This is a genomic window from Streptomyces sp. NPDC002577, from assembly GCF_053594815.1.
The window spans coordinates 12,495-39,482 of record NZ_JBSFWK010000038.1 but is presented as its reverse complement, the minus strand read 5'-3'; the positions used below and the strand labels follow the sequence as shown (position 1 = coordinate 39,482).

The following is a 26,988-nucleotide window of genomic DNA, read 5'->3' as shown; positions in this document are numbered from 1 at the left end:
TGTCGCAGGCGCTGTCCCATAAGAGGGCATTTGATCAAATCTGTCGTCTCAGACGACCATCCACTGCTGGTTCACGCCCGCTGTGCAGGTCGACTGGTCCAGGGCCGCGCCATTGGCGGTCGACGCCCCCGCGACCTCGAGGCACTTGCCGCTGTTGACGTTGGTGAAGGTCACGTACCCGCCGATCACCGAAGTCCTCGTCCACAGCTGGTGCGAGGCCCCGGTGCACGTTGCCTGGACGGCCACCGCGCCGTCCGCGGTGGAGGCGCCGGAGATCTGCAGGCACTTGCCGCTGTTGACGTTGACCAGCTCGTAGTCGGTGCCGACGGCGGTGGGCATCCATTGCTGGTTGGCCCCGGAGTTGCAGTTCCCGGAGTTCACCGCTGCCCCGTCCGCCGTACTCAGGAACCAGACGTCCGCGCACTTTGCGCTGTTCCGGTTCAGCAGGTGGTTGTTCGCCGACCCGAGCGGACCGGCGATGACAGGCCAGCCGTCGGCGAAGGTCACCTGACGGATGTCGAGGGTCTCCTGCCCGGAGTTGTCGCCGTCGTAGTAGTGGTAGGCGAGGAACTTGGACGTGCCGTCGTCGTAGGCATCGGCCCCGCCGGCGGCCACCTTGGGGTAGGCGCCGGTGAGGACGGTGGTCCCGCCGCCGGAGGCCATGTCCGTGCCGTTCTGGTCGAGGTACGGTCCCGTGATGCTGGTGGACCGGCCCACCACCGTGTAGTAGGTGCTGTTGACCCCGCTGCAACAGGTGCCCTTGGAACCGAAGAGGTAGTAGTAGCCGCCGTTGAGGATGATCGTCGGGTTCTCGATGCCGACGGCGATGTGCCAGAGGTTGTTGTCGGTGGTGGACAGCTTGCCGGTGGCGGCGTCCAGGACGTGCATGTAGGTGCCGCTGCCGGTCCAGGAGCCCCAGGAGATGTACAGCCGGCCGTCGGGGCCCCAGTCGACGTTGGGATCGATCGGGTAGTCGACGTCCGTGATCATGCCCTGGTCGGTCCACGGGCCCTCGATGTTCGTGGCGGTGGCGAGGCCCATCACCGCGTACCTCGTGCCCCAGAGCGAACCGGCGTAGTACAGGTGATAAGTGCCGTTGAAGTACTTGATGTCCGGAGCCCAGATGTTCGGCGGGGTCGAGCCGAGCTTGCTGGTGATCCAGGACGGGGTCGACTCCCAGACGTTCCCCACCTTCGTCCATCCGGATGCCGCGGTGCCGCTGCACGTCTTGCGGATGGTGATGGATCCGCTGGGGTTGAGCGGGTCGTTCTCGAACCCGGTGGAGAAACCGTAGTAGCAGCTTCCCACCTTGATGACGCTCGGGTCGTGCATGCGGATGTCACCGCTGAGCGCCTGTGCGGGGGAGGCGGTGACCAGGCCGAGGACGGTCAGGAAGGCGACCAGGACCGCGGCGGGTGTGGGGCGACCGCGTCTTGCGCGCATCGCGGGGCGCGGCTCCGGGTGGTGGTGGACGTCCATGCGTGACTCCTGCGTGTCGATGTGGATGGGAGGGGATCAGCTCTCCCCCGTGTGGGCGACGACCCTTTCGGGCAGCGCTTCGTCCCGCATCGAGCCCATCGGGGAGCGGATGGTGCGCGGACGCAGGCCGGACCGAGAGGAGCGCCCGGCGGTCCCACTAGCCCTTGACCGCTCCGGCCGTCATGCCCGCCACGATCTGCCGGTTGAAGAACAGGAACATGATCAGCGGCGGGATCGTGATGAGCAGGATGTCCATGAAGAGCAGGTTGTAGCTGGTGTTGTACTGACTCTGGAAGTTGAACAGCGTCAGCTGGACGGTGGCGTTCTGTTCGCCGGGCAGGAAGTACAGAGGGTTGGTGAAGTCGTTGAAGACGGCGACCGACTGCACGACGATCACCGTCACGATGACCGACCGCAGCATCGGGAAGACGACCCGGAAGAAGAGCCGTAGTGGTGACGCCCCGTCGATGATGGCGGCTTCGTCGAGTTCGCGCGGGATGGTGGCCATGAAGGCGCGGAACAGCAGGACGGAGAAGGACAGACCGAACGCGATCTCCACGAGTATCAGCCCGGGGAGGGTGCCGAACAGGCCCGCCTTCTGCAGGACCCAGATCGTCGGCACCACGGCCGGCGGGATGATCAAGCCGGACAGGACCAGGAGGTTGATCAATCCCGTCCAGCGGGTGACCCGCCGCTGCAGTACGAAGGCGACCATGGCGCCGAGCACGACGAGTCCGGCGACACTGGCGACGGTCAGAATCACGCTGTTGATGAACGCGATGATGAGGATGTAGTCCCGCGCCTCCAGCACCTGGACGAAGTTGTCCACCAGTTGGAAGTGGCGTGGCCAGGAGAAGTCGAGCCGAGCGGCCTGCTGGGGGTCCTTCACGGCCGTGAGCACGATGAACGCGAACGGGATGACGAACACGACGACACTGACAGCGACCGACAGGACGCCGAGCCAGGTACGGGTGGCGTTCTTCATCGCTCGACCTCCTTGCGGGCGAGGAACCGGGCCAGCGGGACGACGATCGCCGTCACGACAAGGAACAGGACGACGTTTCCGGCGGTGGACAGGCCGTAGAAACCCGCCTGGTACTGCTTGTAGATGACGGAGGCGACCACGTCGGAACTGAAGCCCGGACCGCCGCGCGTCATCGCCCAGATGAGGTCGAAGGACCGCAGGCCGCCGATGAGCGAGAGGATGACGACGGTCGACGTCGCCGGCCAGCTCAGCGGAAGGATGACGCTGCGGAAGAGCTGCCACGGGCCCGCGCCGTCGATCTTCGCCGCCTCGTAGTAGTCGTGCGGGATGGACACGATGCCGGCGATGTAGATGACGGTGGCCAGGCCGACGCCTTTCCAGACGTCGACGAGGGCCACCGACAACAGCGCGAGCGAGGGGTCCGTGAGCCATCCCGGGCCGTGGATCCCGACAGCCGCGAGGGTCTTGTTGATCACGCCGTACGAGGGATCCATGAACGCGGTGAAGGTGATGCCGACGCCGACGGTGCTGACCAGGACGGGGAAGAACACCACCGAGCGCAGATAGCCGCGGGCGCGGATCTGGCTGGTCAGCAGGATCCCCAGGAGAAGGCCGAGGATCACCTTGAGGCCCGAGGTGACGACCGCGTAGATGAAGGTGTTGACGAAGCCCTTGACGAGGGCGGGCTCCTGGAAGAACTCGGTGAAGTTGTCCAGCCCGATGAAGGCCGACTTGAAGATGGTCCACCTGGTCAGGCTGAAGTAGAAGGACGCAAAGGTCGGGACGAGGAACAAGGTCCCGTAGATCACCGCCGCCGGCAAGTAGAACCAGGTGGGATAGGCGCTCTGCATCTTGGCGGACCGACGCGTTCTGATTGCCGCTTTCAGCGCCTTGGCCGTCGGTGGCTCGGTCGGTGCAACTGTGGTCATCGGTCGACCTCTCTCGGGAGCCTCCCCGCACCCGTGCCGGGGCCGGGGAGGCACTGGGTTCGGTGTCCTACCAGCCCGACAGCCCGAGCTGCTGAGCCTGCTTCTTGACGTCCTTGTCGTACTGGGCCGCACCGGACCTGGCGCTGGAGATCCCCGATCCGACCTGTACGCAGATCTGCTCGAGGTTCGGGCCCTTGACCGGCGAGAGGAACTCCAGCGCCGGGCTCTCGTCGTCCTTCGTGAAGTACGCCGCGACGTCCTTGGTGATCGTCGGCACGTCCGACGGCAGGGTGCATCCCTTCACCAGGTAGGGGCCGGTCGGCGTCGACGCTTTGCCCTGGGAGGCGCAGCCGGCCGGGCTCGCGGCGTACGCGAGGAACTTCCGAGCCGCGGTGAGCTTGTCCCCGGTGGTGGACTTCGGGACGTAGAAGGCGTTCGGGAACCACGCCGTCAGGCCGTTCGTGGAGGCGTTGTCACCGGGCAGGGCGAAGAAGCCGATGTCGTTGAGCTGGTCCGGGTTGCTCGTCTTGATCGCACCGATGACGGTGGAGAGCATCGGGTACTGGGCGCCCTTGCCGGTGGCCAGCATCTGCAGGCCCTTGACGAGGGTGGCCGACGCGTAGTCGGAGTTTTCCAGCTTCAGGTCGTGGACCTGCTCCAGGTGCTGGAAGCCCTTGATCGCGTTCGGGTCGGTGGCGAACTTCGCCTTGTCGGCCGTGTACTTCTTCGCGAAGTCCGGTTCCGCGGCGGCCACGTTGTGGAAGTCGCCCAGGACGAAGAGCTGGGAGGTCCAGGTGTCCTGGTAGGTCTGGATGACCGGGGCGATGGCCGCGGCCTTGATCTTCTTGCTGTTGTCGATGAACTGCGCCCAGGTCTTCGGCACCGTCAGGCCGAGCTTGGCGTAGACCTTCTTGTTGTAGAGAACACCGCCCCCCAGAGCCGAACCGAAGGGGACGCCGTAGGTCTGGTTGTCGATCGTGACCTGCGGCAGGAACGATGTGGCGAGGTTCTTGACGTACGGGTCCTGGGTGATCGGCGCGAGGTTTTTCGCCGGGTCGATCTGCTGGAACAGCGAACCGGTGTTGTACGAGAAGACGTCGTCCATGCTGCCCGTCTGGAGCCGCGTCTTGATGAGGTTGTCGCCGTCGGTTCCACCGGGGCGCGTCTCCACGCTGACCCTGATCTTCGGATTCTCGGCCTCGAAGTCCTTGACCAGTTGCTTGGCGGCCTGGAGGTTGTCGGGCGCGTTGTCGACGAGCAGCTTGATTGTCGTCGCACTGCCGTCCCCGCTGGACGAGCCGAGGGAACCGGCGCCGCAGGCGCTGAGCAGGAGCGGCAGAACGGCGGCTGCGACGACGGCCGCCCTTCTCTTGGTGAGAGTGGTTGACCTCATTGGCGTTCCTTCGTTCAGACAGGTATGAATCGATTCAATCAACGGGTGTGCGCGAGCGTGGGCGAGGAGGGCCGAGAGGGAACCCGTATTCCCAAGCGGCTTTCAAGTGAGAGGAGGCAGAACCGATAACGATTCGCCCAGGGCTTATGGACCCTCTGGTCGCGGTCGACCGTCTCTGACACCCTGAGCGGCCGACCATGACGCAACCGCAGCCGATAGCCCCTGTCATGTCATGCAATCGTCTTTCGTGTAACGTTCCACGAAGGGATGCCCCAAAGGTTGAAGCGAAGAGGCCGAAGCCGTCAAGCCATCTGCGAGTAACGTTCCGGAAACGCCACATGGGGCAGAGCATGACAACGGAGGTGGGCACCCCAATGCAACCGGCAGGCGGCTCGAAGAGGGTCACCATCACCGACGTCGCGCGCAGCGCGGGCGTGTCCACCTCGGCGGTGTCGAAGGTGCTGCGCAACGCCTACGGGGTGAGCCCGGCGATGCGTGAGCGGGTGCAGACAGCCATGGCCGACCTGGGCTACCGCCCGCACGCCGCCGCACGCGGCATGCGGGGCCGCACCTACACCATCGGCGTCCTGCTCGCGAGCATCCGCAACGCCTTCTACGCCGACCTCCTGGAGGGGGTGGACACACGGCTGCGGAGCACCGAGTACGCGCTGTTCATCGGCTCCAGCGGCTCCTCCGAGCTGGTGGACCAGACGAAGCTGATCCACGCCATGGTGGACCGGCAGATGGACGGCCTGATCCTGATCGCTCCCGCCGTTCCCCGCACGGAGGTCGTGCGCATCGCGGCCGACGTGCCGACAGTGGTGATCGGCCACCACGACCCCTCGCCGGCGTACGACTGCGTGGTCAACCAGGACGGCGTCGGCGTCGACCTCGTCGTGGACCATCTGGTCGGCCTCGGACACCGGGACATCGCCCACATCTCGCATCCGACCGTGCGCGGCAGCCAGTGGGAGCAGCGGCCCGAGCACCACGTCCGGGCCGCCTACCGCGAGGCGATGACCCGGCACGGCCTGGGGGACCTGGCCCGCGTGGTGAACTCCGGGTACTCCGACGAGGGCGGCTACCGGGGCGCCATGGAACTGCTCACCTCCCGGCGCCCGCCCACCGCGATCTTCGCCGGCGCCGACGTCGCCGCGACCGGAGTCTTCCGCGCCGCCGCCGAACTCGGCCTGCGCATCCCCGAGGACCTCTCGATCGCCGGATACAACAACACCTCCGTCGCCGCCCTCTCACCGGTGAGCCTGACCAGCGTCGACCAGGCCGGCGCCATGATGGGCGAGACCGCGGCCAGGCTGCTGCTGGAACGGATCGAGAACCGACGTGACCGCGCGGTCGTCATGGCCTCGACACCGCACCTGGTGACGCGCGGCAGTACCGCACCGCCGCGCGCCTGAACACCCACACCCTCGGCGCAGGAGCGCCGACCGCCCGAACGCGCTCCGAGACTGCGGCAAACGTCGGATCCGCCAGATTTCCCGCGCCGCCCCTCTTGACGTGCCAGACATATCCATCTCAGGGTTGAGTCGTTTCAAACGTAGAACGTTGCACACAACACGACCCAGGAGCGAGGAGCGGGCATGAGCCTGAACCGTCCCGAACCCGGCACGACGGTGGTCTCGATCCGCTTCGAGCACCGGGAGGACGCGCTCGGCATCGGCACCCCCGAGCCGCGCCTGTCCTGGCAGGTCCGCACCGACGACCCAGCGTGGCGGCAGACGGCATACGAGGTGGAACTGGACGGCGCCACGACGGTACGGGTCGATTCGTCTGAACAGGTCCTGGTGCCCTGGCCGTTCGAACCCCTGCCCTCCCGTCGGCGGGCCAGCGTCCGGATCCGGGTGGCCTCTGGGGAGTGGTGGAGCGACTGGAGTGCGCCCACCGCCGTGGAGACGGGGCTGCTGTACCCCGACGACTGGACCGCCCGCTTCATCACCCCCCGCGCCCACGGCACCCTCGATGCATCCGCCCCCGAGGTCGTGCGGACGTTCGCGCTGCGTGCGGATGCCGTCTCGGCCCGTCTGTACGCCACCGCTCACGGCGTCTACACCGCGTCCCTGAACGGCACCCGGATCGGCGACGAGGTCCTCGCCCCCGGCTGGACCAGCTACAGCCACCGGCTGCGGTACCAGACCCACGACGTGACCGCGCTGCTGACGAAGGGCGAGAACACCCTTTCGGTCATGCTCGGCAACGGCTGGTACCGCGGCCACCTCGGTTGGTGGGGCGCCCGCGCGCTGTACGGCGACCGGCTGGCCCTGCTCGCGCAGCTCGAAGTCCGCTATGCCGACGGCTCGGTGGAGGTCTTCGGCACCGACGAGGAGTGGCGGGCCCGGGACACCGGGATCATCGCCGACGACCTCTACAAGGGTCAGCGCACCGACCTGCGGTTCACGCCGGGCGAAGCCGACGGTCCGGTGGACGTGCTTCCCGACGAGGAGGCGGACCTGGCCCGGCTCATCGCTCCCGAGGGCCCGCCCGTACGCGTCACCGAGGTGCTGCCGGCCTTGAAGGTCTGGCAGTCGCCGTCCGGCCGCACCCTCGTCGACTTCGGACAGAACGTCGTCGGCTGGGTCCGCCTGCGCCTCAGCGACACCGCGGGCGGCACGGAGATCACCGTCCGGCACGCCGAGGTCCTCGAGAACGAGGAGCTGTGCACCAGGCCGCTGCGTACGGCCGACGCCACCGACACCTACCTCCTGGCCGATGCGGACGAGGCCGTCGTCGAACCCTCGCTCACCTTCCACGGATTCCGCTATGCCGAGGTCACCGGTGTGCCGGACCTGACGGCCGAGGACGTGCAGGCCGTGGTGGTGGGCAGCGACCTGCGCCGCACGGGCTGGTTCTCCTGCTCCGACCCGGATCTCGAGCAGTTCCACGAGAACGTCGTCCGGGGCACACGGGGCAACTTCCTGGACGTACCGACGGACTGCCCGCAGCGCGACGAGCGGCTCGGCTGGACCGGCGACATCCAGGTCTTCTCCCCCACCGCCTCCTTCCTGTTCGACACGGCGGGCTTCCTGTCCTCCTGGCTCGCCGACCTCGCCGCCGACCAGCACTCCGACGGCGCGGTGCCGTGGGTGATCCCCGACGTCCTGGACACCGAGGCTCCGAACGCGGCGGCGTGGGGCGACGCGGCGCCGGTGGTGCCCTGGGTGCTGTACGAGCGGTACGGCGACCTCGGCATCCTCCGCCGGCAGTTCGGGAGCGCTCGCCGATGGGTCGACAAGATCGCCTCACTCACGACCGACGGTGTGTGGGCGGGCGGCTTCCAGTTCGGCGACTGGCTGGATCCTGCCGCGCCGCCGGACGACCCGTTCGCCGCCCGTACGCCGCCGGACGTCGTCGCCACCGCGTGCCTGGCCCGGTGCGCCGACGTCGTCGCCCGCACGGCCGGAGTACTGGGCCGCTCCGAGGACGCCGCCCGGTACTCCGCGCTGGCCGCCGCGACCCGGGAGGCGTTCGCCCGCGCCTTCGTCACCCCGGCGGGCCGGATCCTGGGCGACTCACCGACCTCGTACGCCATGGCCCTGCAATGGAACCTGCTGCCCACCCCGCAGCAGCGTGCGACCGCCGGGCGCAGGCTCGCCGACCTCGTCCGTACGAACGGCTTCAGAATCGCCACCGGATTCGTCGGCACCCCGCTGATGACCGATGCCCTCACCGCCGCCGGACGCCCGGACCTCGCCCACCGGCTGCTTCTGGAGAAGGGCTGCCCCTCCTGGCTGTATCCCGTGACGATGGGTGCCACCACCATCTGGGAGCGCTGGGACAGCATGCTGCCCGACGGCACGGTCAACCCCGGCCAGATGACCTCCTTCAACCACTACGCGCTCGGAGCCGTCGCCGACTGGATGCACCGCACCGTGGCGGGACTGGCCCCGGCTGCACCCGGCTACCGCGAGCTCTGCGTGCGCCCCCTGCCGGACCGGTCGCTCACCCACGCCGCGGCCGTGCATCTCACCCCGTACGGCGAGGCGTCGGTGAGCTGGCGCCGCGACGACGGGCGCTTCCACCTCACGGTGGTCGTGCCCGCGGGAGCGCGGGCCTCCGTCCACCTGCCCGGTTCCGGGCAGCCTCCGGTGACCGTGGCCCACGGCACGCACACCTGGACCACCGAGGATCCCTGCCTCGCCTCGGCAGCATCCGAAGTGGTCACCGTCCGGGACCTGATGGACGATCCAGAGGTCTGGGGGCGCACGGTCGGCATCCTGACCCGGCACGGTCTGGGCGGCGACTCCGCTCAACTGGCCCGCAGGCTGGGGCCGTTCCTGGACATCCCGGTCGGCCGACTGCCCGCGCTGCTGAACAAGGTTCTCTTCGAAAACGGCGGCGCCGACGCGGCCGCCGCTCTCGAGACCCTGCTGAACGGTACGGCGGACTGACGCGCACGAAGCCGGCTGACCCAATTCAAAAAGTGGAGATTCCATGCTCCGTAGTCACTCGCTCTTGTTCGTCCTCCTGAGAGGCTTCGTCATGTTTGCCGTGCTCGGAAGCGTGGCGGTCCTGCCGACGTCCGTGTCCCCCGCGGCGTCGGTGTCGGACGCGCTGTTCGCCGTGAAGGGGCTGACCACCAACGGCCGGGTGAACCCGCTGGGCATCGGTGGTGAGGACCCCGTCTTCGGCTGGAAGTTGGCGTCGACCAGGCGGGAGACATCGCAGAGGGCCTACGAGATCCAGGTCGGACGCACGCCGGGGTCTGCCGATGTGTGGTCGTCCGGCAAGGTGGACTCCGACCGCCAGGTCGGAGTCCAGTACGGCGGTCCAGGCCTGGAGGCGGCCACGCGCTATTACTGGCACGTCCGGGCCTGGGACGACAAGGGAGTCGCGAGTCCGTGGAGCACGGATGCGTACTTCGAGACGGGTCTGCTGAATGCCGGCGACTGGGACGGTGCCCAGTGGATCACTCGTCCTGAGGCCCCGAGTGAGCTGGACAGGTGGACCGACTACGTCGCCACGGTCGAGTTCAAGCTCGACAGCGCCGCCTTCGGCATGTTCCTGCGTGCCTCCGATGTGAACAACGGATACATGTGGCAGTTCAACGTCACGGGCTCGACCCCGATGCTGAGGCTGCACACGAAGATCAAGGGCAACTACACCGTGGTGCAGCAGGTGGATCTCGCGCCCTACGGCTTCACCAACGCGAGTCTCCTCGCCGGCCGGCACACCGTCCGCTACGACGTGGTGGGCACCACCATCAAGACGACCCTCGACGGCAAGCTGGTCAACACCTTCACGGACACCACATTCACCAAGGGCTACATCGGTTTCCGCACACACGCTTGTTGCGGCGAGCAGGGAACGGTCTACGACACCGTCGTGACCAGCACCGACGGCGCCACGCTGCTCGACACCGACTTCGCCTCCGGACGGAACCCGTTCACCGGCGGTGAGATCACCGACTCCGCCCTCGTCGTGTCCGGCACCACGGACGCGCTGTACGAACCCGCGGCCCGGCCGCTGCCTTTGCTGCGCAAGGACTTCGCGACCAAGGCCGACAAGGAGATCGCCTCTGCGCGCGTCTACGCGTCGGCACTCGGCCTCTACGACCTGGAGATCAACGGAGAGCGGGTCGGCGACCAGGTGCTCGCCCCGGGCTGGACGAACTACCACCAGCGCATCCAGTCCCAGACCTACGACGTGACGAAGCTGCTCGAAAGCGGCGACAACGTGATCGGCGCGTCCCTGGCGGACGGCTGGTGGGCCGGCAAGGTCGGGCTCGGCTGGAGCCGCCAGTACGGGGACACCCCTGCTCTCGTGGCGAAGATGCGCATCACCTACACCGACGGCTCGGTCCAGTGGATCGCCACGGACGATTCGTGGAAGGCGGCGGACGGCCCCTACGTAAAGGCTGATCTGCAGGACGGCGAGACCTATGACGCGCGTCTGGAGCCGTCGGGCTGGAGCCGGCCGGGATTCGACGACGCGACGTGGGATCCCGCCGCGAGCCTGGAGTCCCGGACCGCCCTCCTGGTCCCGCAGAGCGACGAGCCGGTGCGCCAGACCCAGGTACTCGAGGCCCAGAAAACGACCGAGCCCACCGCCGGGGCCTACGTCTACGACCTCGGTCAGAACATGGTCGGCGTGTCACAGCTGACCCTGACCGGATCCGCCGGTCAGACAGTCAAGATCCGCTACGCGGAGGTGCTCAACAAGAACGGCACCCTCTACACCGACAACTTCCGCGGAGCCAGGGTCACCGACCGCTACGTCTTCGCCGAGTCCGGAACGGTGACCTACGAGCCCACCTTCACTCAGCACGGGTTCCGCTACATCGAGATCACCGGAGTGACCGAACCGCCATCACTCTCCGACGTCAGGGGCGTCGTGTGGGGTTCCGACCTCCCCACCACCGGCGCTCTGAAGACCTCGGACAGCATGCTCAACCAACTGGTGAGCAACATCTCCTGGAGCCAGCGGGGCAACTTCCTCTCCATCCCCACCGACACGCCCGCCCGTGACGAGCGCCTGGGGTGGACGGGTGACATCAGCCTGTTCGCGCCGACAGCCAACTACCTGGTCGACACCCGCGCGTTCCTGGCTCACTGGCTGGCGGACGTACGCAACTCCCAGTACGCCAACGGCGACCTGCCGGCCGTTGTGCCGAGCCCTCAGGGTCAGTTCGGCGACAGCGGCGTCGGGTGGTCCGACGTCATGATCACCGTGCCGTACTCCGTGTGGCGTTCCTTCGACGACACCCGCATCCTGCGGGAGAACTACCCCGCCATGCAGAAGTTCTTCCAGTTCGTGCGCAACAGCGCCGGACCGGACCTTCTCGAGCCCGGCCGCACCACGTTCTTCACCAACGACTGGCTGCATCTCGACGACCCGACCGAGCAGGGCATTCTGGGCACGGCCTACTACGCCGAGGACGCCCGCATGATGGCGGAGACGGCCGAGGCCCTGGGCGACGAAACGGCGGCGTCCGACTACAGCAAGCTCTCCGCTGACATCCGCAACGCCTTCACCAAGGCCTACGTCGCAGCTGACGGCACCGTCAAGGGCAACTCCCAGACCGGGTACGCGATGGCCCTCGGCATGGACCTCGTCTCAAATCCGACACTGGTCGAGAAGGTCGGCGAGAAGTTCGTGGCCAAACTGGCGCTCACCGACTACCACCTCAGGACGGGCTTCATCGGCACGCCGCTGCTGCTGCCCGCGCTGAGCAAGATCGGCCGGGCCGACCTGGCCTACAAGATGCTCCTGCACAAGGACTACCCGTCCTGGGGCTACGAGGTCGTCAACGGTGCCACCACCATGTGGGAGCGCTGGAACTCGATCATGCCGGACGGCAGCTTCGGCCCGGTCGAGATGAACTCCTTCAACCACTACGCCTACGGCGCCGTGGGTGACTGGATGTTCCAGAACATCGGCGGCATCTCAGCGCTCAAGCCCGGCTACAAGCGCTCCCGGATCGCGCCGGTGCCCGGCGGAGACCTGACGGAGGGCTCCGGAAGTCTCAAGACCGTCTACGGCCTTCTGTCGTCTCGCTGGAGCACCCACAACGGTGCTTTCGACCTGAAGGTGAGCGTGCCGGTCAACACCGTCGCGGAAGTTCACGTACCGTCCAAGACTCGCTGGGCGGTTACCGAGGGCGGCCGCCCGGCCGACGACACCAAGGGTGTTCGGTTCCTCCGGATGGAGGACGGGGCTGCCGTGTTCGAGGTCGGGTCGGGGTCCTACACCTTCGGCGTCGATACCGTCCTCGGCGGCCTCGGCGAGGCCAGGGAGGCGGCCGGAGACCTGCGTGACCTGGTGGCGAGCCTGGACACTCCGGGCAGGCCGACGGCAAGCGAGACGGCCCGGCAGATCCAGACCTCCGCCGAGGCTGCTTGGACCACCTACGTTGCGGGTGGTGCCCAGAGCACCGACGAACACCTCGACCGGGCCCTGGCACGTCTGGGCGACATCGATGACTGGACTGCTCTGCAGGTCGACAAGGGAACACTGACAGCCTCCCAGGCAGCGGCGGTGCAAGCGCTCATCGACCGCATCGAAGAGGGCCTGTGAAGCTGTCCGCCTTGCCCATGAGCGCTGAACCGCGATCGCAGCTACCCGTCGAGGAGTGGTTCACCGGCTCAACGATCCCGGTCACGATCGTCAGCCAGAACTGCGGCTGCTGCCGCTGACATCGCTCTCCTGCCAGCCGGGGCCGGGGCTGGCAGGAGGTGCGGGGCACGGTCCGCCGACCTCCGGCTCCACGGCAGCCGCTCCCCGCAGAGCCTGGCCGGCTCCAGCCTGGTGGCCCGCCGCGTGACGTCTACCGACGGCGCTTTCGAAGCGACGAGGTCGTGTGCCACAGCCGTGTCACATCGTGCGGTCAACCACGGTCAACGGGGCGGCGTCCATGCGGGTCGCGAGTTCGGGTGCTCGACGACGTGGCGGACCCGCGTGCCGGCGCCACTGTGCTCAGAACTCCACGAACCCGACGCCGACCGGGTCGCCGTACTCGACGAGGCATACGAGGCTCAGGGGCGTTGGTGGTGGTGCCCGCTGTCGTTCGGGCCGGGGCGGGTCCGCGAGCGGAAGGTGCGGCGGTAGGTGTCCGGAGGCACGCCGACTGTGCGGTTGAAGTGGCGGCGCAGCGTCGTGGCGGTGCCCATGCCGGTGGCTGCCGCGATGGTGTCGATGCTGTCGTCGGTGGTCTCCAGCAGCTCCTGGGCGTGGCGGATCCGTTGAGTGAGCAGCCATTGCAGTGGGGTGGTGCCGGTCACCGCTCTGAAGTGGCGCCCCAGGTTGCGCGAACTCATCCGTGCCTGGCGTGCCAGGTCCTCCACGGTCAGCGGCTGGTCCAGCCGTTCGATCACCCAGGGGAACAGTTCGGCGAGCGGGTGGTTGTCCGGGGCGGGCACCGGGGTGGTGACGAACTGGGCCTGGCCGCCGTCCCGGTGCGGCGGCACGACCAGGCGGCGGGCCAGCGCGTTGGCGATCGACGAGCCGTGGTCGAGGCGGACGAGGTGCAGGCACAGGTCCATGGCGGCAGCTTTTCCGGCGGAGGTGAGCACGCTGCCGTTGTCCACGTAGAGGACGTCCGGGTCGACCGTCACCTGGGGGTAGCGGGTGGCCAGGGCTCGGGTGTGCGCCCAGTGCGTGGTCGCGCGCCGCCCGTCGAGCACGCCTGCGGCAGCCAGCACGAACGCGCCCGTGCAGAGGGAGGCCACGCGTGCGCCCGCCTCGTGGGCCGCGCGCACCGCGTCGACCAGGTCGGCGGGTGGGTCCTCGTCGATGTCGGCCCAGCCCGGGACGATCACGGTGTCGGCGTCCGGGAGCTGGTCGAATCCGTGGTCGGGCTCCAGCTGGAACCGGCCTGCCCGCACGGCGCCCGGCCCGCAGACGGAGACGCTGTACCAGGGGTCGGCCACGCCGGTCATGTCGGCTCCGAAGACCTCGCACGCCAAGGCCAGCTCGAAATGCAGCATCCCGTCGGTGACGGCCAGCGCGACAGTGTCCATGTCCGGAATTGTACGGGGCATGGCGTTCCAGACACTCGCGTGGGTCACCCGGCCCCCGCCAGGATGTCCGTGACAGATCGCAGCAGATCGTTTGAGGACGGGGGAACTCCCATGGGATCGGGACTGACGGTGGTGGTGTTCGGCGCGTATGGGCACACAGGGCGCTTTGTGGTGGCACAGCTGCGGGATCGCGGGTTCGTCCCGGTCCTCTCCGGCCGCGACGCCGACAAACTGAAGGCGCTGGCGGTGTCCGAGTCCGGCCTGGATGCCCGCCCGGCGTCGGTCGATGACCCGGCCTCGCTCGACCGCGCACTGGCCGGTGCGGCGGCAGTGATCAACTGTGCCGGGCCCTTCGCGACGACGGCCGCCCCCGTGATCGAGGCGGCCCTGCGCGCCGGAATCCCGTATGTGGATGTGGCGGCCGAGATCGAGGCCAACGTCGATACGTTCACGCACTTCACCGACCGCGCCCGCGGCGCAGGAGCGGTGATCGTCCCCGCAATGGCCTTCTACGGCGGCCTCGGCGACCTCCTGACCACCGCGGCGATGGGAGACTGGACGGCGGCCGACGAGGCGACCATCGCGTACGGGCTGAGCAGTTGGCACCCCACCGCCGGGACGCGTACGGCGGGCGCGGTCTCCCGGCAGCGGCGGGGCGGCCGACGCGTCGTGTACACGAACGGGCGGCTGGACTACCGCCATGACGACCCGCCGACCCTGCAGTGGCCCTTCCCCGACCCGATGGGCCACCGGGCCGTCATCGGGGAGTTCACGATGGCCGACGTCATCACCGTTCCCAGCCACTTGTCCATCCCCGAAGTACGCACCCACATGACGATCGAGGCGGCCAGGGACGTATCGGCCCCGGACACACCGACGCCGGCCGCCGCCGACGAACTTGGGCGGTCCGCGCAGACCTTCCTCGTCGACGTCGTCGTGCGCTCCGGCGGCAGTGAACGGCGCGCTGTGGCGAAGGGCCAGGACATCTACGCCGTCACCGCGCCACTCGTGGTGGAAGCCGTTGACCGCATCCTGACAGGACGGACCAGGACGGTCGGCGTCGCCTCCGCCGGCGCGATCTTCGACGCGCCCGACTTCCTCCGTGCACTGTCCTCGCACATCTCCCTGGAACTGCGTCCGTAGCGGCGGGCCGGCCAGCTGTGTGCCGGGCTGCTGCAGTTCGGCGTCGGATCGCGGCGTCGGAGCCTGATGTTCCCAGGTGCGCAAACGGCCGCCACGGCGGCCGGCGCTGGCCTACTTACGGCCCTCGAAGGTCGTGTACGGCTACTTCGCCAGACGGCGGAAGGGCGGTGTCTTCGAGCAGCTCACCGGGCTACTCGAATTCCGGCGAACGACGGCGCGGCGGCGAGGGCTTGGCGCATTCGGGATGTTCAAACGCCTCGATGGTTAACGAGCGAGTAAAGACGACTGCCTTGCCGGACAGCGGCGTTGACAGCACTTACCCACCGCTTATAAACCTGTGAGTCTCTTGGGGAGGTTGTTGTAGGAGCAACGTCCCCGTAACCCCCCGCTATTGCACATCCCGTGAAGGGCAATCGTGTCCATATCCTCCCGCACCGCACGCTCGGTGCGCATCCTCGGCGTCGCCTCCGCCACCGCCGCGCTCGCACTTGGCGCCGCCGGTAACGCGCTCGCCTGCAACATTCGTGACTTCTCGGCCGTCGCGTCCTGCGACGACAACGGGAAGGGCATCATCACCGTCACCGACACCGACGCCTCCGGCAAGGTGGCGACCGTGACGGTCTACCTGGAGTCGAACGGCGCGGACGCCCGGAAGGTCGGCGAGCAGACGGTCACCGGCACCAGCCAGGGCGCCACCATCACGTTCTCCGAGGACTGGGCCCCGAACGCCCAGTACCGCATCCACGTCAATGTCGACGGCGTGTTCGACAAGAACATCTCGCCGAACCTGACGGCGCCCTCCAGTGCCTGCACGGCCTCGGAGACCACCCCGTCGGCGTCGACCACTCCGTCCGCCTCGGAGACCCCGAAGCCATCGGACACGCCGTCCTCTTCCGCCACCCCGTCGGCGTCGGAGAGCACGGCCCCCGCCACCTCCGGGGACAACACGCCTTCACCCGCGGCCGGTAGCTCGGACCTGGCGGAGACCGGTGCGAGCTCCAGCACGCCCCTGATCGCCGGCATCGCCGGTGGCCTGGTCGTCATCGGCGGCGCACTGTTCTTCGGCATGCGCCGTCGCGGCGCGTCGAAGACCGACTGACGCCTGGAACAAACCGCACGGATGCGACGGCCCGCCCCTGCCGGGGGCGGGCCGTCGCGCGTGCACGCGCCGATTCACGGATGAAGCGGGAAGGTCAGCCGATCTTGTCGGCGGGGCCGACGGACAGGTAGGTGACGCGCGTGGTCTTGCCGCGGTCGCTGCCCTTGGTGCTGACGCTGCTGGTCTCCAGCAGGGCGCTGGTCTTGGGGTCGATCACCATGTGGTCGGTGCCGGCGACGCCGCTGAAGACCAGCTCGGTGCCGGTGCGGCCGGCACTGTCCTTCACCGTGCCGACCAGCTTGACCCCGTGGAGACGGGCGAGGGCCCGGTACAACCCGGCGCGCAGTTCGGGCCCAGCGGGGGACTCGCCGAGGAGGGCGCCGGCCTGGAGGAAGGCGGACTGGCCGGCGTACTCCTTGGAGCTGTTCATCAGTGTGACCAGCTGTGCCGGGTCGGTGGGCAGCCGGTCCAGGTCGCTCCAGCTGTGCAGTTCCTTGGAGCCGAGGCGCCAGGCGAAGGTGCCCGGCTTCTTGTGTGTCTGACCGCCCGCGACCGTGTAGACGGCGTCCATGGAGCGAGCGTAGTAATAGTCGGTCGCGGGGGTCGGCTTCGTTCCCGTGGTGCTGACCCTCGTCCGCACCTTCCAGTACCGCCCACTGGCGGCTGTCCTGGCGTAGGCCACGTCCGCGGTGTGGTCCAGGAAGGTGGCGGCGGTGATGGCCTGCGCCTGGTGCGGCGTACGGTGGCCGCCGGACTGGTCGGCACCCGTGACGCTGTACGCGACCACTCCCGATGCGACGGCGGCCGCCGCCACCGCAGTCGCGAGGATCCGCCGGCCATGGGCGAAGGGGCGCCGCCCGAGGGGAACTACCGCGGAGTGCTGCGCGGTCTCCTGGCGGGCGGCGGCCTGCACCGCTGCCAGCGCCTGCGCGACGGCCTGCGGAGCCGGGGGTTCGACGCGGCCCGCGGCCTGGAGCACCTCAGCGCCGGGGAAATCGAGGAGGTCCTGTCGCTGGGTCATGCCGATTCCTTCCGGTCCGTACGTACGGGGGTGGCAGGCGTCAAGGCCAGGTGGCGGATGGGGGCGAGGTGTGCGCGCAGCCGGCCGCGTGCACGGTGCAGGCGGGAGCGAGCCGTGCCTGCGGGGATCCCGACCACGGCGGCGGCCTCCGTCGGCGTCAGCTCCTCCCAGGACACCAGCAGCAACAACTCCCGCTCCTCAGCGGGCAGATCGGCCAGTGCCCGGCGCAGTTCAGGTGCCAGGGCGGCGGCGTCCAGCCGCTGGTCCACCGCCTGCCACGGGTCGACCTCGACCCGGTCGGCTGGGGCGGTCGCCCGCCCGGCCCGCCGGATGTGCCCGGCGAGGACGTTGCGGGCGACCCCGAACAGCCATGCCCGAGCCGATCCGCGTGAGGCGTCGAAGGTGCGGCGCGCTGCGAAGGCCTGCAGCCATGCCTCGGACAGCAGGTCGTCGGCAGCGCCGGGCGCGCGCCGGGCGAAGTAACCGTGCAGGGCGGGCGAGAACTGTTCCACGAGGGGTGTGAACGCGGCCGGGTCGCCCACAGCGCACGTCAGCAGGGCGTCACCGTCATCGCTGCCCTGGTGCTTGTGATCCGTTTCCACGGAGTCTCCGTCTCCGACCGCCTGACGGCGGTCTCAACCCGTACTTGTCGCGCGGCGCGCGGAGCGTTCGCGCCGCCGACATCCGAGCCGGACAGGAGGGCCCGCCAGGCCTGCTTCAGGCGGCGGACCTGGACTCGGCAGTGCGTCGCCGCAGTGCCGACGTGGTGAGCGACGGCGGAGACCAGGCGCCGTCCGGGTGGTAGACATCGGTTCCGGGCGGCACGATGTCGTCGATCCGGTCCAGGACGGTGTCGTCCAGCACCACGGACGCGCCCTTGAGCGTGCTGTGCAGTTGCTCCATGGTGCGCGGGCCGATGATCACCGACGTGACGGCTGGATGCGCGAGCGGAAAGGCGATGGCCAACTCGGGCAGCGAGCAGCCCACTTCCTCGGCCACGGCAACGAGCTGCTCGACGACCTCCAGCTTCGCGACGGTACGCGGCGCCGATGGATCGAAGCGGTCCGGGTTCAGGGTGGGACGCCCGCTGCTCAGATCGAGAGCCCGGCCCTTGCGGTAGCGGCCGGTCAGGAACCCCGAGGCCAGCGGGCCCCAGGTGAGCACCCCCATCCCAAGACGCTGCGCCACCGGCAGCACATGTCTCTCCACGCCGCGGGCCAGCAGCGAGTAGGGCGGCTGCTCGGTGCGGAAGCGGTGCAGCCCGCGGCGGTCGGCCACGTGGTACGCCTCGACGATCTCGTCCGCGGGGAACGTGGAACAGCCGAAAGCTCTGATCTTTCCCTGGCGCACAAGGTCGGTCAGGACTGAGAGCGTCTCCTCGATATCGGTCGTATGGTCCGGCCGGTGCACCTGGTAGAGGTCGATCCAGTCCGTTCCCAGCCGCCGCAAACTGTCTTCCACCTCCCTGACGATCCAACGCCGCGAGTTTCCGCCCCGATTGGGGCCGTCTCCCATGGAGAAGTGGACCTTGGTCGCAAGCACCACGTCGTCGCGGCGGCCCTTCAGCGCCTTGCCGACGATCGTCTCCGACTCTCCGGCCGAATACATGTCGGCCGTGTCGATGAAGTTGATCCCCTCGTCCAGCGCGGCGTGGATCATCCGGACGCACTCGCCGTGGTCGGCATTGCCGACGAAGCCGAACATCATAGTGCCGAGGCAATAGGAGCTGACCTCGATACCCGTCCCGCCCAGAACCCGGTAACGCACGCAACTCTCCTTTAATCTCGCCCTGTTGGGAACAAAGCGTCATTACGAGGTGGAGTCCGCTCCAAGCCAGGCAAAGCCAGCGCTTGCGCCGGGCAGCCCGTCCCAGGCGAACTCCGTGCAGCCACAGCGCGACGGAACGGCGGCAGCGAATCCCCCGGACTCAGTCCGCACCGGCGTCAGGACGCTTGTGTCCCACCTTCTTGACGAGTCCGTCATTGGCTGCGCCGGGAAAGTCCTGGCTGAGGCCTGCTTCCCCTGCAGCACTGGCCCACCCACGCATCCCACGGACCCCGAAGCCGGTGATGTGCCCCACTATTGGCGGTCACGCGTCGAATCGCGGTCACGAGACCGTGTGCCGTGGAAAGTGGTGAACCTCTCGCGAGGCCTACACACCTGCCCCCGACCAAGAGGTCTCCGCCGTCGAGCGCGAAGGTCCCCAAGGTGACGAGGGGTTCGATGCCCGCGGCCGTCACAGCACCACCACCGAGCGCAGCACGTCACCGTGGTGCATCCGCTCGAACGCCTTCTCCACCTCGTCCAGGGCGATCGTCTCCGAGACGAAGGACTCCAGGTTAAGGCGCTGCCGGCCATCACTCCGCAGCCGAGCAGTCCGGCGACGGTCGCTGAGACGGCCGGGTCGACCTTCGTGCACTGCCCGGCCGCCACCAGAATCTTCTCCGCGAAGGCACCGATGCCGAGGGCAAGGGAAAGTCGGCGCTGATGCCGCCCTCCTTGTAGCGCAGGTCGGTGAGCACACGCTCCGACGTGAGGGACGTGTCAGATCACTGTCAGATCACCCCGAGGTCGAGCATGGTGTCGGCGACCTTGACGAAGCCCGCGACGTTCGCCCCGACGACGTAGTTGCCCGGGACCCCGTACTCCTCCGCGGTCGCGCGGCAGGTGGTGTGGATGCCCGCCATGATGGCCGCGAGGCGGCGGGCGGTGTCCTCGAAGGACCACTTGTCGCGGGTGGCGTTCTGCCGCATCTCCAGTGCGGAGGTGGCCACGCCGCCGGCGTTGACGGCCTTGCCCGGGCCGAACGCGACGCCCGCATCCTGCAGCAGCCTTACGGCCCCCGGGGTGGTGGGCATGTTGGCGCCCTCGGCTACCGCCACCACTCCCCCGGCCACCAGGTTCCGCGCAGCGTTCTCGTCGAGTTCGTTCTGGGTGGCGCACGGCAGTGCGACCGAGCACGGTACGTCCCAGACGGAACCGCCCTCGACGTAACGGGCCCGGGTCTCGGTCTGGGCGTACTCCTTGATCCGGCCGCGGCGGACTTCCTTGATGTCCTTGACCAGCTCGGTGTCAATGCCGGACTCGTCGACCACGTAACCGTCGGAGTCCGACATCGCAACGACCCTTGCGCCGAGTTGGTGCGCCTTCTGGGCGGCGTAGATGGCGACGTTGCCGGAGCCGGACACGACGACCTGCCTGCCGTCGAGGTCCTGGCCTCGTTCGGCCAGCATTTCGGAGACGAAGTAGACGGTGCCGTAGCCCGTGGCCTCGGTCCGTACGTGGGAGCCGCCCCAGCTCAGGCCCTTGCCGGTGAGCACCCCGGACTCGTAGCGGTTGGTGATGCGCTTGTACTGGCCGAAGAGGTAGCCGATCTCGCGGGTGCCGACGCCGATGTCGCCGGCCGGTACGTCGGTGTGCTCGCCGAGGTGGCGGTGGAGTTCGGTCATGAACGACTGGCAGAACCGCATGATCTCGCCGTCCGAGCGGCCCTTGGGGTCGAAGTCGGAGCCGCCCTTGCCGCCGCCGATGGGCAGGCCGGTCAGCGCGTTCTTGAAGATCTGCTCGAAGCCGAGGAACTTCACGATGCCGAGGTCGACGGTGGGGTGGAAGCGCAGGCCGCCCTTGTACGGCCCCAGGGCGGAGTTGAACTCCACGCGGAAGCCCCGGTTGACCCGTACCCGCCCGGTGTCGTCGACCCAGGGGACGCGGAAGACGAGCTGCCGCTCCGGTTCACACAGGCGCTCCAGGATGCGGTGGCGCGTGTACTCGGGGTGGCGGGCGAGGACGGGTTCCAGGGACTCCAGCACCTCGCGCGCGGCTTGGTGGAACTCGGACTGTGCGGGATCCCGCGCCAGGATTTCGGCGTAGACCCCGGCGGTCAGGCGCAGGTCCGCGGCGGGCGTGTGCTGGACGGTCATGGATGTACCTCCGTGGTTTGGCGCGTTGCGTGATGGGCGCTCGCGAACGAGAACGAGGCAGAGAGGGCGGAGGGTGCGCGGCGTCCGCGTGGCGTCCGTCGCGTCCCTCCGCCCGGGTTCAGCGGACGGTGAGGCCACCGCTGACGACCGGCGTCTCGCCGGTCAGACAGGTGCCGTGGCATCGTCATCCGGCACAACTCGTGGTTCCAGCCCAAGACGTACTTCGGCGTGCCCCGCCGGCAGGTGCCGTTCCTCGCCGGCTTCTCCCCGACTCAACAGGACCTGATCAACCGGCTCATGGCCCACCTGTCGATCGGGGAAGGGAACGCCTGTCCCGGCATGCCCCAACCCGAGGGAGCCACCCTCGCCGAGGGCCGCGCGGTCCTCAACGACCTCCTGCTGTACGGGATCCACCACGGCCGCATCACCGTCCGACCGGGCATCGAGCGGTTCGACGGCAACACCGTCCACTTCAGCGACGGCACGGCCCGCGACTACGACACCATCCTGTGGACCACCGGCTTCAACGTCCGGCTCCCGTTCCTCGACGACACCTTGTTCCGCTGGGCTGCCGGGGCGCCGGTCCGCTACGCGGGCGGCATCGTGACGGAGACCGCCGAGAAGCTGTACTTCATCGGTCGCATCGCGCCGCGCGGGCCGCAGATCCCGGTCTACGTCATGCAGGCCAAGCTCGCGGCCAGGATGATCGAGCTGCACGAACAGGCGGGTCCGCGTTGGCGCACTCCAGGCCGGCGCCCGGGTTCTTGGCGTGGGGCGGGGCGTGCTGCGGCCAGGGGCGGGCCCGGTGACGTCAGCCCAGGCTCGGCGGTGTCCAGTCGGCGTGCCGCAGGATGGCCCGGACGGTCACGCGGGAGGGGGCCAGGTGGAGGGCCGCGTTGCGCAGGGCCACGGCCAGGGGGTGGGTCAGTTGCTGGCCCATGCGGCCGGCCCGGCGTGCGGCCCGGGCCACGGACTGGCTGCGCGGGCGGCGTTCGGCGTCGTAGCGGGCCAGTGCCGATTCGACCGTGGGCTCGGTGGCGAGCGCGGCGGCCAGTGTGGCCGCGTCCTCCAGGGCCTGGCAGGCGCCCTGGCCGAGGTTCGGAGTCATGGCGTGTGCCGCGTCGCCGACGAGCACGATCCGGCCTTCGGCGAAGGCGGGCAAGGGCGTTGCCAGCTCGTGGATGTCGTGGTGCAGGACGGCGTCCGGCCGGGTCGCGTCCAGCAACGCGGGGATCGGATCGTGCCAGCCGCCGAATAGGCGGCGCATCGCGGCAAGAGCGTCCGGATGCCGTACGCCCGGCGTCGAGTTGAGCACCGCGTGCCACTCGGCACGGCCGTCGGTGAAGGCGATGTGGCCGAACTCGGCGCCCTTCCCCCAGGTCAGTCCGAAGTCGGTGGGCAACGACACCGGATGCTCGGTGATGGCGCGCAGGACCGTCGAGCCGCTGTAGGCGGGGCCGGGGTGGCCGGGGAACAGCTGGCCGCGCAGCCGGCTGTGCACTCCGTCGGCCGCCACGACCAGGTCCGCCTCCAGGACGCCGTCCTTGACCGGCACCCGCATACGGCCGGGTACCGAGCAGTCGACGGATGTCACCTCGGCCCCGATGAGCAGGCACGCGGGAGGCAGAGCCTCGCGCAGCAGACGGTGCAGCACGGCCCGGGGGATACCGACGATCGGCGTGCCCAACTCGCGCTCGAGCACGGCCCCGTCCATCCGGGCCAGCCATCTGCCACCGGGAGTGCGGGTACCCCCGGTGTACTGGGGCCGCGCGGCCGCGCGTACCGCTTCGCCGACACCAAGGACGTCCAGGGCTCGGATGCCGTTGGCGTGCAGGGAGATGCCCGCGCCCACGTCAGCCAGGACGCGGGCCCGTTCGACGACCGTCACCTCCCAGCCGATCCTGCGCAGGCCGATCGCCGCGGCCAGCCCGCCGATGCCTCCCCCGACCACCACCGCACTGCCGCCCATGCCCCGCCCCTCTCCTACCACCCTGCCGCGCTCTTTCTACAGATGTAGAAGGAGGGTATCCAGCTCCTCTACAGGTGTAGAAATGGGGGGTGCCTGACGATCGACGTACCGTCCTTGCCGACACGGCCATCGGAGTGCTCGCCGAGACCGGGATACGAGGACTGACCCACCGCGCGGTGGACCGGGCGGCGGGCCTGCCGCCCGGCACCACCTCCGCCTACTACCGCACCCGCCAGGCGCTGCTCACCGCACTGGTCCGGCGCCTGGTCGCGCTCGACCAGGCGGAACTCCAGGAGATCGGGAGCCGGACTCCGGTACCGCGGAACGCCGACGAACTGGTGGCCGGGATCGCCGCCTTCGTCGAGCGGCGGCTCACGGGAGACGGACGGCGGCGCTCCCTCGCCCGCTACGCATGCGCCATCGAGAGCGTCCACCACCCCGAGCTGCGGGAGATCCTCGTGCCGCGCGAGAACGCGGGGCGACACGTCGTACGGGACTTCCTGGCCGCGCAAGGCCTGGCGGACGCCGACGCCCGTACCGTCACGCTGCTGACGTGCGTGGACGGACTGGTCTTCGACCGCCTGGTGAGCGGCGGAAGCGTGTCCGACCAAGAGATCCGGGGGCTGGTGACGGCGGCGCTGCGATAACCCGCCCCCCTCCCGGCTGTCTGCGCTACTGCATGATGGACCCGGTAGGTGGGTCGGCGTGCCGATACAGCTGTAGAACTGCAGGGTGTAGCCGCGCCCTGGCCGGCGCCCGGCCAACCGAAGCGGCCCTGGCCGGCGGTGACGCCGGCCAGGGGCCCTTGACGCGATCAGGCTACGTCAGCCATCGGACTCAGACGACGGGATGTAGGCACCGGGTACGTCGTTCGGCGCGTAGACCTTGCTGTCACCGGGGTACGGCTTGGTCCAGTTGTGGGTCTCGTACCACGTGTAGCGGTTCATCTGCTCGGGGTTCGCGTGGTCGGGCACGGCGTTGGCTCCGGTCAGCCGCTGTTTCGACGCCCAGGTCTTCCACTGGTCCGCGACCTTCTGCGCGGACGCCGGCACCGCGGTGGACGTCGGCGCGGCCGCAGCCGTGGCGTCCTGCGGGGCCGGGGTGTCCGCACCGCAGGAGGGCGTGGGGCTCACGCCGAGGGTCAGCGAGGTCCGGTTGGGCACGGCCGTGAACGGCGTGTCGTCCGCCTTCTGCGTGAACGCCCCGTACATCGGGGTGGCCGCGCTGTCGAGCTGGTTCATCGGGTGGATCCCGAGGATCTGCTCGATGGTGCGGACCATGGTTATCTGCGAGTAGAAGTGGCTGTCGACCGCGCCGTGCTTGGCGTACGGGCTGATGACCTGCACCGGGGCGCGGTGGCCGTCGACGTGGTCGAGGCCGGCCTGGGAGTCGTCCTCGACGACGAAGATCGCCGAGTCCTTCCAGTACTTGCTGTGGGTGATCTCGTCGACCATCCTGCCGACCGCGAGGTCGTTGTCGGCGACCTCGGCGGCCGCGTTCGCCGGGCCGCCGGTGTGGTCGTTGGAGAACCAGAACATGTTCAGGTTCGCCGGACCGTTCTTCTCGAAGTCCTGCTTCCAGATCTGCTCTTTGTAGATGTCCGGGACGCTGAGGTCGAACAGCGGGAAGCCCTGCACCGACACGTCGTTGAGCGAGGGGATCGCCGAACCCGTCTTGATCGGGTACTGGGTCTGGGCCCCGGTCGCGGCCATGTTCTTGCTGTCGCAGTACAGGTTCTGCCAGGTCGCGTCGGCCGGCTTGGTCTCCAGCGACTGGAACTCGCCGAAGTCCTTCACGGACTTCCCCGCCGCCTGCGCGCCGGTCCAGATGAACCCGGTCTTCTGGTGGCCGAGGACGTCGTTCTCGGTGTCGTAGCTGCGCGTGTACTCGCCGGCCGACGACTCGGTGTACTCCGGGTTGTCGGACTGCATCAGCCAGTTGTGGCCCTCGGCGGAGTTCGTGCCGATGTCGTAGAAGTTGTCGTACAGGCCGAACTGCTCGGCCAGCGCGTGCTGGTTGGGCGTCACGTTCTCGCCGAACTGCGTGAGCGACGAGTCGCCGTTGCCCTGCGGGAGGTCGCCGAAGACCTGGTCGTAGGTCCGGTTCTCCTTGACGAGCAGGAAGACGTGCTTGATCTTCGAGGGGTCGCCGATCCGCGTCGGGACCGCTACCGGCTTCGCCGTGCTCTGGCCCTCGGCCACCTTGACCGAGCCGCCGGTCCAGCCGTTCTGCTTGAACACCTTGGCCGTCTCGGACTTGATGACACTGTCGTCCGGCAGCGTGAACTGCGTCAGGCTCGACGTCGTGTCATGGGTGTTGTGGCCGGCGCTGTCGGGGCGGCGGGCGTCGACGCCGCGGGTGTTGGAGACGACCACCTGCTTGCCGACGGTGGTGATCTCCGAGGGGAAGTAGTCCGTCGGGAGCAGGCCGACGTAGCGGGCCGGCTGCTGCGGGGAGGTGTAGCGGTAGACGGCGACCGCGTTGGCGCGGCCGAGCGTCACCAGCAGGCGGCCGTCGTCGGTGAGCGTCACCGCGTTGGGCTCGTAGCCGACCGACGCCTCCGGCCACGGCTGGGTGGCGATGGTCTGAACGACCTTGTCCTTGCGGGAGTCGATGACCGACACGCTGTTGTCGGCGGTGTTGGTGACGAACACCGCGCCCTTGCGCGCGTACACCGCGGTGGGGTGCAGACCGACATCGATGGTGCCGACGGCGGCGGACGGGTCCGCGGTGTCGATGACGCTGACCGTGCCGGTGGTGCTCGCACCGGTCTTCGGGTTCGCCACCACGTCGGTGCCGTAGGAGTTGATGGTGATGTCGCCGGCCTTGGCCGGGCGCCCGCCCTCGTTGCTGACGTAGAGCTTGCCGCCGACCAGGGTGATGCCGCGCGGGGCGTTGCCGACGGCCCAGCTCTGCTTGATCGTCCCGGTCGCCGCGTCTATGGCGACCACCTTGTTCTGCCCGTTGACCGCGGAGTACACGGTGGAGCCGTCGGCGGAGAACACGGCCGCGCCCACCAGCGCCTGCTTGGAGCCGTCGGCCGCGATCGGGACGGCCGTCGGGTTGGCGAGGGTGCCGTCCGCGCTGACGGTGAACTTCGTGTAGCCGTTCGCCTGGCCCAGCCACAGTTGCTTGCCGTCGGGCGAGTAGGTCGGGCCCTCCTGGCCGACGGCGCTGCTGCTGATGCGCAGGTCGTCCACCGCCTTGGTACCGACCTTCTGCTTGACCTGCCCGGTCGAGAGGTCCATGACGACCAGCGACGCGTCACCGTCGGCGATCGAGGCCGCGAGGTGGGTGCCGTCCGGGCTGACGGTCGACGACATGATCTTGCCGTCGTCGATGACGCTGCGGCTGCCGTACGGGTTGATGTACTGGTCGGCGGAGACGACCTGGCCGTTGGCGGTGACCTGGCCGACCTGCTGGGTGCCCAACTGGTACGTAGAAGCGACCGCGGTGCCCGTGACACCGAGGGCAACGGCGATGCCCGCCGTCACCAGCACGGTCCGGCGGCCGACGCGTCTGCCGAAGAGGTTGACCTGCTGCTTCTCGTTACCCCGGCGCTGCCGTATTACCTGCATCG

17 protein-coding genes and 2 pseudogenes are annotated in these 26,988 nt (G+C 68.8%); 7 read left to right on the top strand and 12 right to left on the bottom strand.

All coding sequences use genetic code 11. From position 1 onward, the window contains the following. Window positions 1–48: 48 nt before the first annotated feature. The 4 genes from ACWD4J_RS33190 to ACWD4J_RS33175 all read right to left on the bottom strand — a co-directional run bounded on the left by ACWD4J_RS33190 (window position 49) and on the right by ACWD4J_RS33175 (window position 4,786). Window positions 49–1,479 carry a family 43 glycosylhydrolase gene (locus tag ACWD4J_RS33190; protein ID WP_451399190.1) on the bottom strand — a complete coding sequence of 477 codons (1,431 nt, stop codon included), beginning with the start codon at window positions 1,477–1,479 and terminating at the stop codon, window positions 49–51. 157 nt (window positions 1,480–1,636) lie between these two features. Continuing rightward, window positions 1,637–2,464 (bottom strand): carbohydrate ABC transporter permease, encoded by an 828-nt coding sequence (locus ACWD4J_RS33185; RefSeq protein ID WP_451399189.1) that lies wholly within the window; start codon window positions 2,462–2,464, stop codon window positions 1,637–1,639. Next, the gene (locus tag ACWD4J_RS33180) at window positions 2,461–3,393 is read right to left on the bottom strand and encodes a carbohydrate ABC transporter permease (protein ID WP_451399188.1); all 933 of its coding nucleotides are present in this window, start codon (window positions 3,391–3,393) and stop codon (window positions 2,461–2,463) included. The genes ACWD4J_RS33185 and ACWD4J_RS33180 overlap by 4 nt, the downstream gene beginning before the upstream one ends. 67 nt (window positions 3,394–3,460) lie before the next feature. After that, the gene (locus ACWD4J_RS33175) at window positions 3,461–4,786 is read right to left on the bottom strand and encodes an ABC transporter substrate-binding protein (RefSeq protein WP_451399187.1); all 1,326 of its coding nucleotides are present in this window, start codon (window positions 4,784–4,786) and stop codon (window positions 3,461–3,463) included. A gap of 350 nt (window positions 4,787–5,136) precedes the next feature. Here ACWD4J_RS33175 and ACWD4J_RS33170 point away from each other — a divergent pair, with 350 nt between their 5' ends. The 3 genes from ACWD4J_RS33170 to ACWD4J_RS33160 all read left to right on the top strand — a co-directional run bounded on the left by ACWD4J_RS33170 (window position 5,137) and on the right by ACWD4J_RS33160 (window position 12,814). Continuing rightward, the gene (locus tag ACWD4J_RS33170) at window positions 5,137–6,201 is read left to right on the top strand and encodes a LacI family DNA-binding transcriptional regulator (RefSeq protein WP_451399186.1); all 1,065 of its coding nucleotides are present in this window, start codon (window positions 5,137–5,139) and stop codon (window positions 6,199–6,201) included. Window positions 6,202–6,384: 183 nt separating this feature from the next. Continuing rightward, window positions 6,385–9,189: a family 78 glycoside hydrolase catalytic domain gene (locus tag ACWD4J_RS33165; protein ID WP_451399185.1), complete on the top strand. Its 2,805-nt coding sequence runs from the start codon at window positions 6,385–6,387 to the stop codon at window positions 9,187–9,189. A 43-nt stretch (window positions 9,190–9,232) separates the two neighbouring features. Beyond that, the gene (locus tag ACWD4J_RS33160) at window positions 9,233–12,814 is read left to right on the top strand and encodes a family 78 glycoside hydrolase catalytic domain (RefSeq protein WP_451399184.1); all 3,582 of its coding nucleotides are present in this window, start codon (window positions 9,233–9,235) and stop codon (window positions 12,812–12,814) included. 458 nt (window positions 12,815–13,272) lie between these two features. Here ACWD4J_RS33160 and ACWD4J_RS33155 read toward each other — a convergent pair whose 3' ends face one another. Further along, window positions 13,273–14,256: a helix-turn-helix domain-containing protein gene (locus tag ACWD4J_RS33155; RefSeq protein WP_451399183.1), complete on the bottom strand. Its 984-nt coding sequence runs from the start codon at window positions 14,254–14,256 to the stop codon at window positions 13,273–13,275. Window positions 14,257–14,367: 111 nt separating this feature from the next. Here ACWD4J_RS33155 and ACWD4J_RS33150 point away from each other — a divergent pair, with 111 nt between their 5' ends. Both ACWD4J_RS33150 and ACWD4J_RS33145 read left to right on the top strand, forming a co-directional pair. Then, the gene (locus ACWD4J_RS33150; RefSeq protein WP_451399182.1) at window positions 14,368–15,399 is read left to right on the top strand and encodes a saccharopine dehydrogenase family protein; all 1,032 of its coding nucleotides are present in this window, start codon (window positions 14,368–14,370) and stop codon (window positions 15,397–15,399) included. A 415-nt stretch (window positions 15,400–15,814) separates the two neighbouring features. After that, window positions 15,815–16,498, top strand: coding sequence for an LAETG motif-containing sortase-dependent surface protein (locus tag ACWD4J_RS33145; protein WP_451399181.1), 684 nt, complete (start codon window positions 15,815–15,817; stop codon window positions 16,496–16,498). A gap of 94 nt (window positions 16,499–16,592) precedes the next feature. On the opposite strand, the gene ACWD4J_RS33140 is transcribed toward ACWD4J_RS33145, so the two are convergent. From ACWD4J_RS33140 to gdhA, 5 genes and pseudogenes are all read right to left on the bottom strand, one after another. Beyond that, window positions 16,593–17,519 carry a CU044_5270 family protein gene (locus ACWD4J_RS33140; protein WP_451399180.1) on the bottom strand — a complete coding sequence of 309 codons (927 nt, stop codon included), beginning with the start codon at window positions 17,517–17,519 and terminating at the stop codon, window positions 16,593–16,595. Further along, complete coding sequence (locus ACWD4J_RS33135; RefSeq protein ID WP_451399179.1) at window positions 17,516–18,121, bottom strand: RNA polymerase sigma factor; 606 nt, start codon at window positions 18,119–18,121, stop codon at window positions 17,516–17,518. Before ACWD4J_RS33135 ends, ACWD4J_RS33140 begins: the two co-directional genes overlap by 4 nt. Before the next feature lie 115 nt (window positions 18,122–18,236). Then, window positions 18,237–19,286 carry an aldo/keto reductase gene (locus tag ACWD4J_RS33130; protein ID WP_451399178.1) on the bottom strand — a complete coding sequence of 350 codons (1,050 nt, stop codon included), beginning with the start codon at window positions 19,284–19,286 and terminating at the stop codon, window positions 18,237–18,239. A gap of 582 nt (window positions 19,287–19,868) precedes the next feature. Further along, a pseudogene (locus tag ACWD4J_RS33125) lies at window positions 19,869–19,997 on the bottom strand (S-(hydroxymethyl)mycothiol dehydrogenase); the annotation flags it as partial. 77 nt (window positions 19,998–20,074) lie between these two features. Then, window positions 20,075–21,439 carry an NADP-specific glutamate dehydrogenase gene (gene gdhA, locus ACWD4J_RS33120; protein ID WP_451399177.1) on the bottom strand — a complete coding sequence of 455 codons (1,365 nt, stop codon included), beginning with the start codon at window positions 21,437–21,439 and terminating at the stop codon, window positions 20,075–20,077. 297 nt (window positions 21,440–21,736) lie between these two features. Here gdhA and ACWD4J_RS33115 point away from each other — a divergent pair. Beyond that, window positions 21,737–22,087: pseudogene (locus ACWD4J_RS33115) on the top strand (NAD(P)/FAD-dependent oxidoreductase); the annotation flags it as partial. 163 nt (window positions 22,088–22,250) lie between these two features. On the opposite strand, the gene ACWD4J_RS33110 reads toward ACWD4J_RS33115, so the two are convergent. After that, window positions 22,251–23,408, bottom strand: a complete 1,158-nt coding sequence (locus tag ACWD4J_RS33110; protein ID WP_451399176.1) for an FAD-dependent monooxygenase — start codon at window positions 23,406–23,408, stop codon at window positions 22,251–22,253. 89 nt (window positions 23,409–23,497) lie between these two features. Between ACWD4J_RS33110 and ACWD4J_RS33105 the strand changes: the two genes are divergently transcribed. Continuing rightward, on the top strand, window positions 23,498–24,055 hold the full coding sequence (locus tag ACWD4J_RS33105; protein WP_451399175.1) for a TetR/AcrR family transcriptional regulator: 558 nt from the start codon (window positions 23,498–23,500) through the stop codon (window positions 24,053–24,055). Between the two features lie 177 nt (window positions 24,056–24,232). On the opposite strand, the gene ACWD4J_RS33100 is transcribed toward ACWD4J_RS33105, so the two are convergent. Then, window positions 24,233–26,986: an alkaline phosphatase family protein gene (locus ACWD4J_RS33100; RefSeq protein ID WP_451399174.1), complete on the bottom strand. Its 2,754-nt coding sequence runs from the start codon at window positions 26,984–26,986 to the stop codon at window positions 24,233–24,235. Window positions 26,987–26,988: the final 2 nt, after the last annotated feature.